This is a genomic window from Flavobacterium franklandianum (assembly GCF_007097365.1).
Taxonomy (GTDB): domain Bacteria; phylum Bacteroidota; class Bacteroidia; order Flavobacteriales; family Flavobacteriaceae; genus Flavobacterium; species Flavobacterium franklandianum.
Map to the genome: position 1 here is coordinate 85,994 of NZ_VJZR01000001.1, position 18,418 is coordinate 104,411.

19 protein-coding genes are annotated in these 18,418 nt (G+C 34.5%); 11 read left to right on the forward strand and 8 right to left on the reverse strand.

Annotated features, from left to right (window positions below; genetic code table 11):
* Complete coding sequence (gene hemC, locus FNW17_RS00400; protein WP_143390459.1) at window positions 1-930, reverse strand: hydroxymethylbilane synthase; 930 nt, start codon at window positions 928-930, stop codon at window positions 1-3.
* A 56-nt stretch (window positions 931-986) separates the two neighbouring features.
* On the reverse strand, window positions 987-2,291 hold the full coding sequence (gene hemA, locus FNW17_RS00405) for a glutamyl-tRNA reductase (protein ID WP_143390458.1): 1,305 nt from the start codon (window positions 2,289-2,291) through the stop codon (window positions 987-989).
* Window positions 2,292-2,515: 224 nt separating this feature from the next.
* Here hemA and FNW17_RS00410 point away from each other — a divergent pair, with 224 nt between their 5' ends.
* The 7 genes from FNW17_RS00410 to FNW17_RS00440 all read left to right on the forward strand — a co-directional run bounded on the left by FNW17_RS00410 (window position 2,516) and on the right by FNW17_RS00440 (window position 8,980).
* Entirely contained in the window at window positions 2,516-3,388 is an 873-nt protein-coding gene (locus FNW17_RS00410; RefSeq protein WP_144070615.1) for a helix-turn-helix domain-containing protein, read from the forward strand.
* Window positions 3,389-3,412: 24 nt separating this feature from the next.
* Entirely contained in the window at window positions 3,413-4,513 is a 1,101-nt protein-coding gene (locus tag FNW17_RS00415) for a PDDEXK nuclease domain-containing protein (protein WP_143390456.1), read from the forward strand.
* 94 nt (window positions 4,514-4,607) lie between these two features.
* Entirely contained in the window at window positions 4,608-5,621 is a 1,014-nt protein-coding gene (hemH, locus tag FNW17_RS00420; RefSeq protein ID WP_143390455.1) for a ferrochelatase, read from the forward strand.
* Window positions 5,622-5,648: 27 nt separating this feature from the next.
* Window positions 5,649-6,203: a CopD family protein gene (locus tag FNW17_RS00425; RefSeq protein ID WP_143390454.1), complete on the forward strand. Its 555-nt coding sequence runs from the start codon at window positions 5,649-5,651 to the stop codon at window positions 6,201-6,203.
* A gap of 3 nt (window positions 6,204-6,206) precedes the next feature.
* Entirely contained in the window at window positions 6,207-7,679 is a 1,473-nt protein-coding gene (locus FNW17_RS00430) for a sensor histidine kinase (protein ID WP_235893226.1), read from the forward strand.
* A 12-nt stretch (window positions 7,680-7,691) separates the two neighbouring features.
* The gene (locus FNW17_RS00435) at window positions 7,692-8,474 is read left to right on the forward strand and encodes an enoyl-CoA hydratase/isomerase family protein (protein ID WP_144070616.1); all 783 of its coding nucleotides are present in this window, start codon (window positions 7,692-7,694) and stop codon (window positions 8,472-8,474) included.
* A gap of 107 nt (window positions 8,475-8,581) precedes the next feature.
* Window positions 8,582-8,980 (forward strand): hypothetical protein, encoded by a 399-nt coding sequence (locus FNW17_RS00440; protein WP_144070617.1) that lies wholly within the window; start codon window positions 8,582-8,584, stop codon window positions 8,978-8,980.
* Between the two features lie 69 nt (window positions 8,981-9,049).
* On the opposite strand, the gene FNW17_RS00445 is transcribed toward FNW17_RS00440, so the two are convergent.
* The 4 genes from FNW17_RS00445 to FNW17_RS00460 form a co-directional block, all read right to left on the reverse strand.
* Window positions 9,050-9,703 (reverse strand): HD domain-containing protein, encoded by a 654-nt coding sequence (locus tag FNW17_RS00445; protein WP_144070618.1) that lies wholly within the window; start codon window positions 9,701-9,703, stop codon window positions 9,050-9,052.
* Window positions 9,704-9,842: 139 nt separating this feature from the next.
* The gene (locus FNW17_RS00450) at window positions 9,843-10,829 is read right to left on the reverse strand and encodes an acyl-ACP desaturase (protein ID WP_143390450.1); all 987 of its coding nucleotides are present in this window, start codon (window positions 10,827-10,829) and stop codon (window positions 9,843-9,845) included.
* 68 nt (window positions 10,830-10,897) lie between these two features.
* Window positions 10,898-11,632: a lysophospholipid acyltransferase family protein gene (locus tag FNW17_RS00455; RefSeq protein ID WP_143390449.1), complete on the reverse strand. Its 735-nt coding sequence runs from the start codon at window positions 11,630-11,632 to the stop codon at window positions 10,898-10,900.
* A 137-nt stretch (window positions 11,633-11,769) separates the two neighbouring features.
* Window positions 11,770-12,504 carry a lysophospholipid acyltransferase family protein gene (locus FNW17_RS00460; RefSeq protein WP_143390448.1) on the reverse strand — a complete coding sequence of 245 codons (735 nt, stop codon included), beginning with the start codon at window positions 12,502-12,504 and terminating at the stop codon, window positions 11,770-11,772.
* A gap of 126 nt (window positions 12,505-12,630) precedes the next feature.
* Between FNW17_RS00460 and rnpA the strand changes: the two genes are divergently transcribed.
* From rnpA to FNW17_RS00480, 4 genes are all read left to right on the forward strand, one after another.
* Window positions 12,631-13,023, forward strand: a complete 393-nt coding sequence (gene rnpA, locus FNW17_RS00465; protein WP_143390447.1) for a ribonuclease P protein component — start codon at window positions 12,631-12,633, stop codon at window positions 13,021-13,023.
* A gap of 63 nt (window positions 13,024-13,086) precedes the next feature.
* On the forward strand, window positions 13,087-13,974 hold the full coding sequence (locus FNW17_RS00470) for a DUF4349 domain-containing protein (RefSeq protein WP_144070619.1): 888 nt from the start codon (window positions 13,087-13,089) through the stop codon (window positions 13,972-13,974).
* A 3-nt stretch (window positions 13,975-13,977) separates the two neighbouring features.
* Entirely contained in the window at window positions 13,978-15,615 is a 1,638-nt protein-coding gene (locus FNW17_RS00475; RefSeq protein WP_144070620.1) for a S41 family peptidase, read from the forward strand.
* Window positions 15,615-16,406, forward strand: coding sequence for an OmpA family protein (locus tag FNW17_RS00480; RefSeq protein WP_144070621.1), 792 nt, complete (start codon window positions 15,615-15,617; stop codon window positions 16,404-16,406). The genes FNW17_RS00475 and FNW17_RS00480 overlap by 1 nt, the downstream gene beginning before the upstream one ends.
* 566 nt (window positions 16,407-16,972) lie before the next feature.
* On the opposite strand, the gene FNW17_RS00490 is transcribed toward FNW17_RS00480, so the two are convergent.
* Window positions 16,973-17,419: a GNAT family N-acetyltransferase gene (locus FNW17_RS00490; RefSeq protein ID WP_144070622.1), complete on the reverse strand. Its 447-nt coding sequence runs from the start codon at window positions 17,417-17,419 to the stop codon at window positions 16,973-16,975.
* Between the two features lie 9 nt (window positions 17,420-17,428).
* On the reverse strand, window positions 17,429-18,406 hold the full coding sequence (locus FNW17_RS00495) for a DUF4837 family protein (RefSeq protein ID WP_144070623.1): 978 nt from the start codon (window positions 18,404-18,406) through the stop codon (window positions 17,429-17,431).
* Window positions 18,407-18,418 lie beyond the last annotated feature (12 nt).

An 18,418-nucleotide genomic window follows, 5' to 3' on the forward strand; every position in this document is an offset into this window, starting at 1 on the left:
TTACTTCTTCAAACTTTCCTTAATTATTTTCATCAAAGCCTCTCCACCATTTTCCAGAATTTCATTGGCACAATTGAAACCTAATTTTTTCCATTCTTCGACGGGCACAATTTTTTCAATTTCTAATTTTTGTTTTCCATCAATAGACAGCAAAGCTCCTTTGAAAGTAAAAGTGTCTTCTATTTCGCAATACTTAGCCAATGCGCCAATTGGTGCTGTACAACCGCCTTCGAGCGTTTTTAGGAATTGTCTTTCTATATAGGTGCAAATCTCAGTTTCCACATCATTGAGTTGCGAAATAGCATCAAGAGCAAAATCGTCATTTCCCATCGCTACAATTACCATTGCGCCTTGAGCTGGCGCTGGAATCATCCAATCGAGATTGATGAAATCGGTTGGTTTCAGGTTAATTCTTTCTAAACCTGCGGCTGCAAAAACGGCTCCGCTCCAATCGCTTTCGGTTAGTTTTTGCATTCGAGTATTCACGTTTCCACGCAAATCGACAACAGTATGATTGGGATATTTGTTCAACCACATCGATTGACGACGTAAACTTCCGGTGGCGATAGTTCCGTTTCCTTCCAGAAAATCGAGGTTTCCTTTGTGAACTAATATATCCAAAGTATTGGCTCTTTCGAGAACTGCAGCCTGAACAATCCCAATAGGCAAAGCCGTTGGGACGTCTTTCATCGAATGCACAGCAATATCGACTTGGCCATTTAGCATAGCAATGTCTAATGTTTTTGTGAAAATTCCAGTGATTCCGAGTTCGTAAAGGGGTTTGTCTAGAACAATATCGCCTTGTGATTTTACAGCAATAATTTCGGTTTTATATCCTAAATCGTTTAATTTTTTTTGAACGGTATGGGCTTGCCAAAGCGCTAATTCGCTATCGCGCGTTCCAATTCGAATTGTTTTTTTTGAATTCATTAAACCTTTTTTCTTTTTTTAAACCATAAAGATATTAAGGTTTGTTTAGATATTTACTATGAAAGGGTGATTTTGTATTTTTCTTCGATCGGTGAAGTTTTTTTTTGAGGAGTTTGTAGTCCTATTTGGAATACTTTTTCGATAAATTCTATGCTGTCGTCAACCGAAGTGTTTTCGTCTTTGAGGTGACTCGCGAAATGATTGGTGATTTTTTGGATAATTCTGGAAGTAAGCAATTCGGCTTGTTCTTCGTCAAAATTAGATAATTTTTTACGTTGGAAAGTCAATTCTCCGGCAACAATATCATTTAATTTTGCTTTCAATGCGTGAATGGTTGGCGCATATTTTCGGCCATTCATCCAAGTATTCAATTCTAATTTCATATCCTCGATAATGGCTTCGGCAGCAGGAATGTGTTGTTTTCTTCTTTCGAGTGTATCATCGGTCATTTGAGACAAATAATCCATATGAATTAAAGTCACCCCTGAAATTTGTTCCACATTTGCATTAACATTTTTCGGAATAGAAAGATCCAATATCAAAAGTGGTTTCTTTAAATTCAATAATGTTTTATCGATAGTAGGATTATGAGCGCCAGTCGCAACAACTAAAACGTCAGCTTTTTGTAATTCGAGATGCAAATCAGCATAATCTTTTACCACCAAATTCAATTTTCCTGCTAATATTTCGGCAGTACTTTTTGTTCTGTTTATCAAGGTAATTTGCTCATTTTTAGTGTGTTTTACTAAGTTTTCGCAAGTATTTCTACCAATTTCTCCAGTTCCGAAAAGAAGAATATTTTTATTTCCAATGCCCTCAATATTTCTAATAATGTATTGCACAGCGGCAAAAGAAACAGAAGTTGCTCCCGAACTAATTTCGGTTTCGTTTTTAATTCTTTTGCTGGTTTGAATAACAGTATTAATCAATCGGTCTAAAAAAGCATTGATTAAACCCATTGATCTGGATTCTTCAAAACTGTTTTTTAATTGACCAATAATTTCAAAATCACCAAGAATTTGACTGTCTAGTCCTGTTCCTACACGGAACATATGGTCTATAGCTTCCTGACTTTTATATACAAAACCTACTTTTTGAAATTCTTCAACCGACCCATTACTGTTCTCGCAAACCAATTTTATCAATTGGAAAGGATGATCGGCATAGCCATATATTTCGGTGCGATTGCAGGTAGATGTCACGATTAAACTCTCGATACCTTCTTCTTTTGCTTGGAGCAAAACTCTGGTTTTTGCTTTAGCATCAAGACTAAACTTACCTCTCACTTCGGCATCTGCCTTTTTGTAACTCAATCCTATGGAGTAGAAAGTTTTGTGTTTTGGTATGTTAAGGTTTTCCATATATTATTTTTCTGATGCAATTGGCAAAGGTAAAACTACTGTTTTTATTAAAACAACGCTTAAAGTACTATTTGTATCGCCAAATGATTTTTGTTTATAAATCTAATATTTTAATTATAAAAACACTATTTTTGTAATGAAATCAGGTGTTTGTAAAACAAAAATATTGTTTTTTTATTAACTATTACCTGATAATTATCATATTATTTAAAAAAAATGTCGCAATGAGTTCACAGGATATTATAACAATTGAAGACGACTTTACCCTACTTCGTTTTCAAAATGACAGCGACGAAGTGTATTGTACACAACGAGAAGTAAAAAGCGGATTGATACAATTTCACTTTGGTCTTAAAGGAAAAGCCAAATTTCTTTTCAATCAAGGAAGTTATACTTTGGACTTAAAAGAAGAAAAATCTTTATTGCTTTATAATCCGCAAAAAGAATTGCCTTTGAACCTAGAAATAGCTCCAAATTCTTGGGTGATTTCGGTGATTATTTCCATTAAAAAATTTCATAATTTGTTTTCTTCCGAAGCCAATTACATTACTTTTTTGAGTGACGACAACAAAGACAAAAAATATTATAAAGAAGGAGACATCAGTCCGTCGATGGCAATTGTACTGACCCAATTGTTTCATTACAACTTGCATCCATCCATAAAAAACTTGTATTATAAAGGCAAGGGATACGAATTATTGAGTCTCTATTTCAACCGAACCGAAGATCCAAACGCAGAACAATGTCCGTTTTTGATTGATGAAGAAAACGTCTTAAAAATAAAAAAAGCCAAAGAACTCGTTCTTGTTAATATCGCAGAACCACCCAGTTTACAGGAATTAGCCGACGAAGTTGGATTAACCCTGAAGAAACTAAAAATGGGTTTCAAACAAATTTACGGAGATACTGTTTATGGCTTTCTTTTTGACTATAAAATGAATTCAGCCCGAAAATTATTAGACAGTGGTTCTTATAATGTCAATGAAGTAGGTTTGAAAATTGGCTACAGCACCGGAAGCCATTTTATTGCAGCTTTCAAAAAGAAATTTGGCACTACTCCAAAAAAATATTTGATGGCTCTTAATCCGAATACTTAAGTTGTAAAATTAATAAGCTTTAATATGACGATTGAAAACACTCATTTGCAAACTATAAAACAATTAAAATCTGCTATTTTAGCCAGCAGGTATCGTGTGGCTGTTTTGGCAAACAAAGAAATGCTCGGTTTGTATTTTGCAGTAGGAAAACTAATTTCAGAAAAAGCACGTCAAGAAAAATGGGGCGCAAAAGTTCTCGAAATTTTATCGATCGATTTGCAAAATGAATTGCCAGGCTTGAGAGGTTTTTCGGCTTCGAATATTAAAAAAATGAGGCTTTTTTACGAAACTTGGTCTGGCTATTTTACAATTGGTTCGTCAGCAACGAACCAATTAGATAATTCACAAAATAATGAAAATCAACTATTTATAATTGGTTCGTCAGTAACGAACCAATTGGTAATTGAGTTTCAAAAGGTCGGATTTACACATCATTTCGAAATTTTATCAAAAACCAAAACTATCGAAGAACGGGTTTTTTACATCCAGAAAACAGCTGCAGAATTTTGGAGTGTAACCACATTAAGATACCATTTAAAATCAAATTTATTTCAACAACAAGGAACTTTACCTAATAATTTTGCCAAAGCAATTACTCAAGACGATTTAAGAGCCAAAGCTTTAGTGGCGTTTAAAGATGAATATTTATTAGATTTCATCAATATAGAAGATCCCGAAGAAGAAAATGAAAGATTAATTGAGAATGAAATTGTTCGCAACATCAAGAAATTCTTGCTTTCGCTGGGAACTGATTTTGCTTTTATTGCCAATCAATATCGGTTTATTTTAGATGAAACCGAATATTTTGTTGACTTGCTTTTTTACAATCGAAAAATGCAATGTCTAGTCGCTTTCGATTTAAAGAAAGGCAAATTCATACCCGAATATTTAGGAAAAATGAATTTCTATCTTTCCGCATTGGACGAAATGGTAAAACTGCCTCACGAAAATCCATCGGTGGGTATTATTCTCTGCAAAGAAAAAAACAATAAGGTGGTCGAATTTTCTTTTCGAGATGTGAATAAAGCAATGGGCGTTGCGACTTATAAAACCGAAAATGATTTACCAAATGAATACAAAGGATTATTACCCGATGCAGAAACACTCAAAAAATTAATGGATTAATCAATTTCTTATATTCAACAATCAATAAAAAATAGTTAATCCCAATTTACAAAAAGTAAGTTTGTTTACTTTTATAAAAAAATAAAACGATATTATGAAAGGTGTATTATTAGTCAACCTCGGTTCGCCGGAAAGTCCAACAGCAAAAGATGTAAAACCGTATTTAGACGAATTTTTGATGGACAAATACGTTATAGACGTTCCGTTTTTGTTGCGAGCATTGCTAGTTCGTGGCATTATTCTTCAAACTAGACCTAAAAAATCGGCGGCGGCTTATGCCAAAATTTGGTGGGACGAAGGTTCTCCGCTTGTCGTGATTTCCAAAAGAATGCACGAAAAAGTAAAAAAATTGGTTGACATTCCGGTTGCATTGGCTATGCGTTACGGAAATCCTTCTCTTTTATCTGGATTACAGGAATTACACGACAAAGGCGTAACCGAAGTAATGCTTTTCCCGTTGTATCCGCAACACGCAATGGCATCGACAACGACCATTTTAGAATTGGCTGAAGAGCATAGAAAAAAGTATTTTCCAGAAATGAAATTTACGATTGTTCCTGCTTTTTATAACAAGCCCGACTATTTGAAAAACCTTGCCGATTCTATTCAATCGCATTTGGAAGGTTTTGAATACGATCATTTATTGTTCTCCTATCACGGAATCCCGGAACGACACATTCGCAAAACTGACGTGACCAAATCACACTGCAAAATAGACGGTTCTTGTTGCAACACGCCCTCTCCAGCGCACGAATTTTGTTACCGTCACCAATGTTACGAAACTACGAAACAAGTGGTAAAACTATTAGGAATTCCCGAAGGAAAATACAGCCAGACTTTTCAATCTCGATTGGCCGGAGACAAATGGCTTACGCCTTACACCGATGTCGAAGTGAATAAAATGCCGGAGAAAGGCATCAAGAATTTGGCAGTGGTTACGCCTGCTTTCGTTTCGGATTGCTTGGAAACATTAGAAGAAATCGCAATGGAAGCCAACCACCAATTCAAGGAACACGGAGGCGAAAATTTTATGGCAATTCCTTGTTTGAATGATGGTGATGAATGGTGTAAAACGGTTGGGAATTGGATCGATGATTGGGCTAAATAAAAATGTTTAAAAGTTTAAACAAAAAATATGGAACTATACAACTACCTAAAATCCCTGCACCTCATCTTTGTCATCACTTGGTTTGCCGGACTTTTTTATATCGTTCGATTGTTTGTGTATCAAATTGAAGCTAACGACAAACCTTCGCCAGAAAAAGAAATTTTGCAAAAACAATACAAAATAATGACCTATCGTTTGTGGTACATTATCACTTGGCCATCAGCGGTTTTGGCTAGTATTTTTGCTTTTTGGATGTTGTTTTTTACCCCAACAGGAAATGCTTGGTTACAAATGCCTTGGATGCACGTAAAACTTGGCTTTGTTTTTGTGTTGTATTTGTACCATTACAAATGCCACAAAATATATAAGGAATTGCAAAATGACGAAGTAAAATATACCACAAATTATATGCGTTTGTGGAACGAAGGTGCTACAATCATATTATTTTCCGTTGTGTTTTTAGTCGTTCTGAAAAACGCTGTAAACTGGATTTATGGAGTTATCGGAATTATGTCGTTTTCGATTTTGATTATGTTTGGCTTTAAATTTTACAAACGAATACGAGAGAAAAACAATTCCTAAAAGATGTTCAAAAACTTCAAGATATCAATGCTTTCGTTGCAAATCAGGATCTTCCTTTCGATGATAGTATTGATTATTGTAGCTTCGATTGTATTGGCCACAATTTCGATTATTCAATTCAAGAATGAAGCCAAGCAATACCATCAAGAGCGATTAGAGCATAAAGAAGACGCCATAAAAGAGAACATCAATTATGTACTTACCAATACTACTTATCCGCTGACATCAAGCAATTTATCGCTAATTTTTAAAGATAAAATTCACGAATTATCAGATATTCACAATCTTGAAATCAATATTTACGACTTGGATGGTCATTTATTAAAATCTTCGAAATCGAGATTTTCTATCGATGCGGCAGCTCCACCTATTCCAAAATACATAATAAAACTGGTTCAATCCTCTATTGAAAAACGCTATGTCGATATCAAAAACATTGACGGAAAAAAGAACCGATCTTCCTACAGTTTAATTAAAGACGATAAGTTCAAACCTCTTGGAATCCTTAATTTACCTTATGTCGAAGATGACAGTTATTATCAAACTGAATTGCAAAATTTCTTAATGGGATTAGCACAGGTTTATTCATTTATGCTTTTGGTGGCTTTTGGGGTGGCTTATTTTCTATCTTCCTACATTACAAAATCGCTGAAAACGATTTCCGACAAATTAAGCGAAACGACTTTGAACCAAAAAAACGAAAAAATTGTCCTCGAAGCCAGTAGCAAAGAAATCAATCTTTTGATTAATGCTTATAATGCAATGGTGGACGAACTCGAAGAAAGCGCCTTGAAATTAGCCCAAAGCGAACGAGAAGAAGCTTGGCAAGAAATGGCCAAACAAGTGGCGCACGAAATCAAAAATCCGCTAACGCCAATGCGGTTGACGGTACAAAGTTTTCAGCGAAAATTCGACCCAAACGATCCCAATCTGAAACAAAAGATTAACGATTATTCTGAAACCTTGATTCAGCAAATTGATACGATGAGTTCCGTGGCTTCGGCATTTTCTAACTTTGCTTCGATGCCAGCACAACAGAATGAAACCCTGAATGTGGTGGATGTCATCGAACTGACTATGGATATTTTCAACGAAGAATACGTTCATTTTAAAGCGGAAGAAGATGAAATCATTTCGAAAATTGATCGAACACAACTCATTCGAATTATTACCAATTTGGTCAAAAATGCTATTCAAGCCATTCCCGAAAATCAAGAAAACAAGGCTGTTTGCGTCAACATAAAAAAAATGTCAGGCAATGTCGTTATCACAGTGGCCGACAACGGAATTGGAATTGGCCCCGAAAATTCAAATCGGATTTTCGACCCCAAATTTACCACAAAAACCAGCGGAATGGGATTGGGCTTGAGCATCATCAAAAACATTATCGAAAATTATAGCGGAACCATCACATTCGAATCCCAAAAAGGAAAAGGGACAACTTTCAAGGTTTCATTGCCCATCATAAACAATTAAAATCAAGAAGTTATGGCTCAGGAAAACATCATCTTAGAACACGAAAAAGGCATTGCTACCATTTATATCAATCGTCCAGAAAAGTTGAATGCACTAAACAAAGCAACGATTCAAGAACTTCACGAAACCTTAGAATTAATTGACAATAATCCCGATGTGCGAGTGATTATTATTACCGGAAGCGGAGAAAAAGCTTTTGTGGCTGGAGCCGATATTGCCGAATTTGCTCATTTTTCGGCGGAAGAAGGCGCACAATTGGCCGCAAAAGGGCAACACCTTTTATTCGATTTTATTGAAAAAATGAAAACTCCAGTAATTGCTGCTATCAATGGTTTTGCACTTGGCGGCGGATTAGAATTGGCGATGGCTTGTCATTTTAGAATTGCTTCCGAAAATGCCAAAATGGGTTTGCCAGAAACTTCCCTTGGAGTAATTCCAGGTTATGGTGGAACGCAACGTTTGGCTCAATTGGTTGGTAAAGGTCGCGCTATGGAAATGATTCTAACAGCTGGAATGATTGATGCTGATACTGCAAAAATTTACGGATTAGTGAATCACGTTGTGCCTCAAGAAGAATTATTTTCGGCTTATATGACTATTGCCACGAGGATTATGAAAAACTCTCCTGTCGCCATTTCTAAAGCCATCGAAGCTGTAAATGCCAACTATATTTCGGGCGTAAATGGATTTGATGTCGAAATCAAAAATTTTGGCGACTGTTTTGCCACTGATGATTTCAAGGAAGGAACAACGGCTTTTTTGGAAAAAAGAAAAGCAGAATTTAAAGGGAAATAAAAAAGTTGGCAGTATTCAGGAATTAGTGTTCAGTTGCAGTTGGCAGCCTAAAAAATTGTATTTTTGACAACTCATTTTTGAAAACAATTTATCAAAAAATAAAACCTATGTCCTTCCAACCTGTATTTGCCCAATTTTGGGAAAAAGTAAAAGAAAGCATCGAAAATAAAACCTACGCCAAATTAACTTTGGCAAAAACCATTGGCGACACGGAATTGAAAAATATTTATGTGCGTCCCGTTTTATTGGAAAATGACGTGTTTAGTCTTTCGGTTACGGCTCGTTACAAAACCGAAGAAGTAGAAAGTTTTCATTCGCTAGAAGAAGCTTTTTTCGTTTTGGCTCCCTATATGAACAATCCGTTTTTGACGGCATTGTTATTCACCACAGAAAATGACATTACCTTTAAACTCAACAAAAAACGTGTTGGAACTATCATCGAACAAGCACCCACTTTCAAGAATGCTTCGGACGTGATTTTAGAAATGAGGGAAAAAGGAATTTGATTGCTGATTTTTGATTAACGATTTTTAATTTCGTGAAGTTAAAAATCGTTAATCTACAATCTAAAATCCCTACTTCTCCCCGTCCCATTCTGCATAAAATTGAGAGAGGAAACCTTCCATATAATGATGTCTTTCTTTGGCAATTTGTTTTCCGGTTTCGGTATTCATTTTGTCCTTCAACAGCAATAGTTTTTCGTAGAAATGATTGAGGGTTGGCGCTTGGCTGTTTTTATATTCTTCCTTGCTCATATGAAGTTTTGGAGCAATATTCGGGTTGTAGATCGGTCTGTTTTTGAAACCGCCATAATTGAATGTTCTGGCAATGCCAATGGCTCCAATGGCATCTAATCGGTCTGCGTCTTGAACGATATCCAATTCGATAGAAGAGAATGTCTTTTCGCTATTTCCGCCCTTAAAAGAGATATTTTCGATAATATTGATGACGTGTTGAATGGTGGCTTGGTCAACCTTATTAGATTCTAAAAATTCTCGGGCCATTTTTGGACCCACAGTTTCGTTGCCATCGTGAAATTTACTATCGGCAATATCGTGAAGCAAAGCTCCTAATTTTACAACATTTGCATCACAAACTTCGCCATCTGCAATTAATAATGCGTTTTTATACACTCTTTCGATGTGAAACCAGTCGTGTCCTCCTTCGGCATTTTCAAGTTTTTGCTTTACAAAAAGAATGGTATTATTTATTAAATCTGAATTAGTCATATTTGAACTGTTTTTAGAAAAAAAGCTGATTTTTAAAGTCTAAACCTCAAAAATCAGCAATATATTAATGGCAATTGTAATAGCAAAAATCAACTTTCCTTTCCAACCAATCTAAAATCTACACTCTGAAATCTAAAAATTAAAGTCTCGCAGGTTCTACCCATTTAAATTGAAATGATTCTTGAGGAATTACCAATCTTTCTGAAATTCTAGCCATTCTAGCAGGTAATTTCATCAAATAATCTCGGGCTTTTTCGGCTTCATCGGTTAAACTTCCAATTTTGTCGATTTCCCATTTCTCAATCAATTTTTGCATAATATCTACATAATCATTGGCAGTATAAACGCCAATTCGTTGGGCAGAATCCGAAAAATGTTCGAAAGCAGAACTTATTTTTTGTCCTGATTCTCTCAAGAAATGCGCTGGCATCACGATTTTGGCTTTCATCATATATTGAAACGCAAGCATCATTTCGCTTGGATCAATTTTGAAAATTTGGTTTACAAATTCGCTGTAAGCCAAGTGATGACGCATTTCGTCGCCAGCAATCATTTTACACATTTTGGCTAATTTAGAATCGCCATAGCTTTTGGCCAATTGCGACACTCTATTGTGGGAAACATAAGTCGCTAATTCTTGAAAACTCGTATAAACAAAGTTTTTATAAGGATCTCTTCCGGTGCCTATGTCGAAACCATCGCCTATAAGGTGTTGCGTTGTCATTTCGATTTCGCGCATATTGACACGACCTGACAAATAAAGGTATTTATTCAATAAATCACCGTGACGATTTTCTTCTCCTGTCCATTGGCGAACCCATTGTGCCCAACCGTTTCGTTCCAGATTATCTACACCTTCTACTTCCATCAACCAGTTTTCGTAGGTTGGCAAAGCTTCTTCGGTAATCATATCACCTACCATAGCCACCCAAAAATCATAAGGTAAATCTTTGGAGATTTCTCTAAGTTCCTTAACTTCTTCTAGAAAATTATCGCTTTCAGAATTTGGTAAAAAATCAGATGGTTGCCAAATTTTTTCAACGGGAATTAAATATTGGTCAACATAAGTGCTGACGTTTTTTTCTAGAAGTTGCATTACTTCTAATCTTATGTTTTTAATTGACATATATGTTTTTGGTTTATTTATTTCTGAACTTGAGATTTCTCACAAGAATATGCAAAGTTAGCACATTTTTAAAGTTTTATCCCTTGAACGATAGTATTTTCAGTTTTTTCCATTATTTGAGCAAAGTCATACTCTTTTACTGACATAGCTTCGTGAATAGTAAAAGTGATATGATTTCCTAAATCATATGGAAAAGCGCCAAATCTAAAAAATTTCCAAGAATTATTAATGGAAATAGGCACAACATAGGCCGAAGGGGCATATTTACACAATATTTTCAATCCGCTTTGTGCAAATTCTTTGGGTTTTCCTGTTTTACTTCTGGTTCCTTCTGGAAAAATTACTGCTGAACGGTTGTGTTTTTCGATATATTCAGACAATCCTTTTATTGCCGGAATAGCTTGTTTAGGATCTTTTCTATCAATTAAAACCGAACCACCGTGACTTAAATTAAACGAAACACTCGGAATTCCTTTGCCTAATTCGACTTTACTGACAAATTTTGGATGAAATTTTCTCAAAAACCAAATCATTCCAATAACGTCATACATTCCTTGATGATTCGCCACAAAAATGATAGGAACTCCCGTTGGGATGTTTTCTCTTCCTTCTATTTTAAAATTATTAAACAAAACGTGACCAATTCTTAGCAAAAAAAAGTTTAGATAATCGACACTTTTTTTATGGGCTTGATACCCAAAAACGTTAAAGCAAATCCACTGAATAGGGTGAAAAATCACTAATGTCAATAAGAAAACCAGAATTGCAATAAAGGATATTGGATAGGATATAATTTTTTGCATTGATAATAGAAATTTTAGCAAAAATAAGAAATTTTATTTTGAATGTAGCTTTTTCTAAAAACACAACATTCAATTAACACAAGTGTTTTAATTTGAAAAAATGTTTTCGAAAAACATAAATTAATTACCCCAAGAAGCTATATTTTAATCGTTTGAATAATGGTTTTTTTTGTCTTTTCCATTATCTCAGCAAAGGAATAATCACTCACTTTTAATGGCTTGTGAACGGTAAATTTAAGATGATGCCCAAAACTTAAAGGAAAATAACCGTATTGATATACTTTCCAAGAATTATTGATAGTTATGGGAACAATGTAAGCTGAAGGTGCATATTTACACAAAATTTTCAATCCGCTTTCGGCAAATTCGTTTGGAATTCCTGTTTTGCTTCTTGTCCCTTCTGGAAAAATAACTGCTGAATAGTTTTCTTTTTCAATATATTCGGCCAATGATTTTATTTTTGGAATAGCTTGTTTAGGATTGCTTCGATCAATAAGAACATATTTCCCGTTTCTCAAAAAATAGGAAATACTGGGAAGGCCTTTTCCAAGTTCTTTTTTAGTAACAAATAGACAGTTAAATTTTCTCAAATACCAAATAATTCCAGCTGTATCTAACAAACTTTGATGATTGGCCACAAAAACAACGGGTACGTTTTTGGGAATCAATTCCCTATTTTCAAAAGTATAGCTTGTGCCTAAAATATGATTGCATTTTAAACTAAAATAGGCGACATAATCAAAGGACATTTTGAGTCCTTTATCACCAAAAACGGTAAAAGCAATCCACTGTATGGGCTGTATCGTACACAAAACCACTAAATAAGTAAGATAATATAGCAGTGTTAATGGGTATAATAAAATTTTATTCATCCTTTTTTAAATTATTCACAAAAGTAATCAATATTTTTTGCGTTAGATTTTAATACCAAAAATTTATCTGTTTAGGGTTTAATTGTACCTTTGTTCCCTAAAATCTTTGTCATATTTCAAAATTTAATGAAATTCACTTATCCAAAAATCGAAAAGCTTAAAAGTAAAATTACAATCGATTTACTTTTTTCTAAAGGCAAATCTGTGTCCAAATATCCATTGAGACTGGTTTTTGTGGAAAGTGATTATGGTATTCCTGAAGATTCAGACCAAATGCTAAAAATGGGTGTTTCGGTTTCCAAAAAATATTTCAAACACGCTGTGGATCGCAATTATTTCAAACGTGTACTCCGCGAAACCTATAGATTGAACAAACACATCCTGATTGACAATTTAGACAAAAAATATGCTTTTATGTTTTTTTACCAAACCAAAGAGCGATTGACTTACGAGGAAATCAATACCAAAACCATTCAACTGTTTGAAAAGTTTGTTTCACAGTTGAAAAATGAAGAATAAGATGGCGTTTTTTCATACGAATATTCATTATTTTTACGTTCTGATATTCTAAATCAAATTCTTATGAAAAATATTCTCTTCTTATTGTTATTTCTTGTATCTTTTTCTGGTTGTAAAAAAGCAGAAGAAGCTACTGATCAGATGATCGTTGCCGACGCTTATGCAGATGCAAAAGATGAAATTAGTGTAAATGAAAGTCTAAATGTACCGCCACCGCCACCTGCTCCAAAAGTTGATCAAGTAAAATTTGTTAAACCTGTAGTTGCAAATGCAGAAGAGATTGTTGATGAAAAACTTGAACAAAAAATCATCAAAACGGGCGATATAAAATTTGAAACAAATAATTTAGGAACAACTTACAACCAAATGATTACGGCAGTAAAAAAACACAATGCCATTATTCAAAACGATACCGAAGGAAAAGACTATGGCTCGGTTTTTAGAAGAATTACGGTTCGCGTTCCAAGCAAAAATTTCGATTTATTTTTGAGTGACATTTCAAAAGGAGTCACTTATTTCGACAACAAAGAAATTTCATCACAAGACGTAACCGAAGAGTACATTGACATTGATGCTCGTTTAAAAGCCAAAAAAATACTCGAAGCGCGTTATCTTGAACTTTTAAAGAAAGCAAACAAAGTTTCGGAAATGTTAGAAATCGAAGCGCAACTTTCGGCTATTCGCGAAGAAATCGAAGCCAAAGAAGGACAATTACGATATATGCAAAGTCAGGTTTCGATGAGTACCATAACCATCGAATTTTACAAAACTGTGGCTAATGAAGGCGGTGCAACCATTTCATATGGTTCAAAAATTTGGAATGCTTTCACCTCTGGATTCAATTCTATATCAAGTTTCTTCATCGGATTATTAAGTATTTGGCCTTTTCTGATTATTTTAGCGGCTGCGGTTTACTATATTAGAAAACGATTTAAGAAAAAAACGATATAAAAAATGACTTCTCCTTTCAAAAAAAAATATATTCTTCCCGTCATCGCTTCGGCGTTTTTGTTTGTAGGCGTTAGTTTCAAAGATGATTTTTTTGAAATTGCCAAGCAAATCGAAATATTCACAACCCTTTTCAAAGAGTTAAACAAAAACTATGTCGATGAAACCAATCCGGGCGATTTAATGGACAAATCCATCAAAGGAATGTTGGCTAGTCTCGATCCGTACACGGTTTATTTTAACGAGCAAGACGTAGTCAAATTCAAGATAAACAATACAGGCGAATACACTGGAATTGGAGCAATGATTACCCGAAAAAACGATAAGTTAATTATTCGCGAACCCTACAAAAATTTTCCTGCTGACAAAGCTGGGCTGAAAGCTGGTGACGAAGTAATCCAAATTGGCGATGTTCTTTTGTCTGATTTCAAGGATGACGCTTCGCAGCTTTTTAGAGGCGCAAAAAACACTAAAATCGAAGTCAAATACATTCGCCAAGGCAAAACCAATACGACTCAAATCGTTCTTGACGAAGTGGAAATCAAATCGGTCCCGTTTTTTGGAAAAATAGACGACAAAACGGGTTATATCGTTTTGGCACGTTTCAATCAAAAAGCTTCTTATGAAACCAAACAAGCTTTGGAACAACTAAAAAAAGAAGGTGTCGAGAGAATTGTTTTGGATTTAAGAGGAAATCCTGGTGGATTGTTGAATGAAGCGGTGAATATTTGCAATTTGTTTGTGCCAAAAAATGAAGTTATCGTAACCACAAAATCAAGAATCGAAAAACACAATAATACGTATAAAACTTCAAAAGAGCCTGTAGACACTGAAATTCCATTGGCCATTTTAGTAGATGGGAAAAGCGCTTCGGCATCAGAAATTGTTTCGGGAGCATTGCAGGATTTAGATCGTGCGGTAATTATTGGCAGCAGAAGTTTTGGAAAGGGATTGGTGCAAAGACCAGTAGATTTAACGTATGGAACGCAGCTAAAAGTGACTATTTCGCGCTATTACACGCCTTCAGGAAGATGTATTCAGGCATTAAATTATTCGCATAAAGACAAAAACGGGGTTGCTACAAAAACTGAAGCTAAAAATTATACCGCTTTCAAAACCCGAAAAGGAAGAACCGTTTATGATGGTGGCGGAATTCAACCGGATATTGAATTGGAAGAAACTAAGTGGAGTCCAATAACCGAAGCCTTGCAAAAAAACGACGGAATTTTCAATTATGTGACCGCCTATTATTACAAAAATCAGAATCTTGGAGATAAAATTCCAACGGTTTCTGATGCTGATTTTCAAAATTTTAAACAGTTTTTGAAAACCCAAAAATTCTCCTTTGACACCGAAACCGTATTGGCTTTGAAAAATACTTTGGCTACAGCCAAAAAAGAAAAAATTGACCAAAGTATTACAGTAGAGTACCAACAATTGCTAGAGGCGCTTCAAAAAACTGAAGAAAATTTATTGGATAAAAATAAAGTGGAAATCAAAAATTTAATTGTTGACGAAATCATTAAACGCTACCAATATCAAGAGGGGTTGTATCAATATTACCTGAAAAACAATTCGGAAATCAAGAAAGCAACCAGCGTGTTGAATAACAGTATTGAATATAAAAATATTTTAAAAATGTAATGAAAAAGAGCCTTCAAATAGTAGCTTTTTTATTTTTTGGCTCTCTCTCAGCTCAAATCAACACCGTTCAATCTGTGTATTTTGAATTGGATAAATTCACTTTAAACCAAAAAGAAATAAATCAAATGGTTAAGCTTTTAGACTCAACCACTTTTTCACGTTTTAAAGCCATTTATCTCTACGGATATTGTGACGATAGAGGAAGTGTAGAGTACAACGAAAAATTGTCGAAGAATCGAGTTGATTACATTCAAAAATTATTGATTGCGAAGGGAATTGCTCAAAATAAAATATTCATTTGCGAAGGCCGAGGAAAAGTAAATTTGGATAAAAATGCCCTAAAAAACATAAAAGAAATACGAGACAAAAACAGACGTGTCGATTTAATTTTCGTTAAAAATGTTTTTTACACTTCCATCCCAGAACATCCAAAAGTGGGCGATAATATTGTTTTAGAACGAGTACTTTTTGAAATGGGTTCGAGTGAACTTACTGTAAACGCCAAAAAAGAATTAGACCGAATCGCTATTTTATTAAAAAAACACAAGACGCTTCGTTTCGAAATAAAAGGTCACGTTTGTTGCACTTCAAACAAATTTTCCGATGCCATCGATAAGGAAACCCAAGACAGATCACTCTCTGAAAACAGAGCTAAAAATGTGTTTATGTATCTTCGCTCAAAAGGAATAAGTCCATATCGAATGTCTTACAAAGGTTACGGAAACCAATTTCCGCTGGGAAAAGAAGATGCTAAAGATAGACGTGTGGAACTTTATATAACCCAATTATAATTACCCTTCATAACTTTATTTGTGTAATTTTGTAAAAACAAACGCCTCTTATTATGAGTACTTTAGAATTAAAAAAAGAGCTACATCTAATTATAGACAACAGCGATACGAATCTAGTAGAAGGTTTTTATGCCATTATTACTGCCTATATCGAAAAATAGTCAAATGATAGCGGAATCCGAGGAAGATATTAAGTCTGGAAGAATACATAACCAAAATGAAGTTCGAAAAATAATTGAAAGTTGGAAAGAATAACTAAACCTGTTTTCTGGACAACCCGTGCAATAAAAGATTTAGAAAAAGCAACTCGATTCAATGCTCTTTTATATGGTTTTGATTAAGCCATCCAAATAGCACTTAAGCTTCAAAAAGGGACTGAAATATTAGAAAATCCGAAATATGACTTTAGCGAAATAGGTTCTATTGACGCTGAATTTGCTCACTTAAAAAGAAATTACCGAAAACTAATTGACGGCCATCTTAAAATAACCTATCGGGAAGGAAAAACAAAAATTTATATCAACAGAATTTTTGACACCAGACAAAACCCAAATAAAAACAAATAATTATTCCCTTTTCATCTCAATATGCGGAATATCATCTTCCAAATACATTTCGCTAGTTTGAACAAATCCGTGGTTTTCGTAGAATTTTTTCAAGTATAATTGTGCTCCAATAGTGATTTTACTTTCACCAAAATGCGATTGGATTCCTGCAATTGCCTCACGCATGAGATCGTGACCCCATTTTCTGTCACGATAATTCGCATCTACTACCACTCTTCCTATCGAAGCATTGTCAAATGAAATTCCTGATTTAAAAAGTCTAGAATGTGCCACGATTTTGCCTTCGAATTCACCAAAAAGATGCAATGCTTGTTTGTCTTTTCCGTCAAGATCGAGGTAAACGCAGTTTTGTTCAACCACAAAAATTTCACTTCTCAATCTCAAAATATCATAAAGCTCATTTACCGAAAGGTTTTCGAATGACTTTATTTTCCATTGAATTTTCATTTTTTACTCTTATTTTAAAATAACAATTGATTTAATTATTGACTCTAATTCGTGCATTAAATCCCGCTCTTTTTTAGACGGAGAATAGCAAAATCCTTCCAAAATCAAAATTCGATTGTGTTCCTCATCAACAATGGCATAATTGACAAATGACCCGGACATAAAATCATTTTTAAGCTCCCAAGTTCCTTTAGTTTCATATGTTTCTTTGCCATTTAGCTTTAATTTAAAAAGATAAGGCGAATAGCCTTCCTCGGTAATCATTGGAGTATCTAATTCGGTTCCACTAATGTATAATTTGCCAATAGAATCACGGATTCTGATTATATTAGTAATACTATTAAAACTATTTTTAATCGAATTTATAGGAACTTCATATATCAAAAGACTAGTATTTCCGCTAATAATTTCCTTCTTCAACCAGATAAATTTACTTTTTTGAAGTGCGTACGAATATCCGTTAGGAACTTCCAAAGAAATCTGAAATTTATTTCTAATGATTATCGGATTCATCAAGGATTGTCTGTTTATTCTTTGGCTTTCGGCAATTTCAGTTTCCTTTATGATTTGAATGATTTGAGGTGAGTGTTTTTCGATGATTTCAAGAATATCGCCATTGGTTTTGCCCGAAATATGAAATACGTTCTGAGGCGACGCATATTGATTTTTCCGTATTTCGAATTGGTTTTTATTTTCCTTTTTTACTACTATAATCGTTCGGCTATCGGTCATAAATCCTTCCATCAATTTGACCGGATATTGATTTATGGTGAAAAGTGGTTCTTCTTCTGGCAAGCCAATAACGGGTGAAGCAAACTTATTTCGAATGCTTTCACCAATCTCACCATTCCACAATTGATCGTCGATAATTACCGAAATAGTGTTGGTTTTTCCGGTTGCTTTTCGGGGTAAATTGTCTTCTTGTTTTTTGCAAGAAAAAAACAAAAGCGATAAAATGGAGCAAAATAAAAAGAGGTTTTTATTCATTATAATTAAATT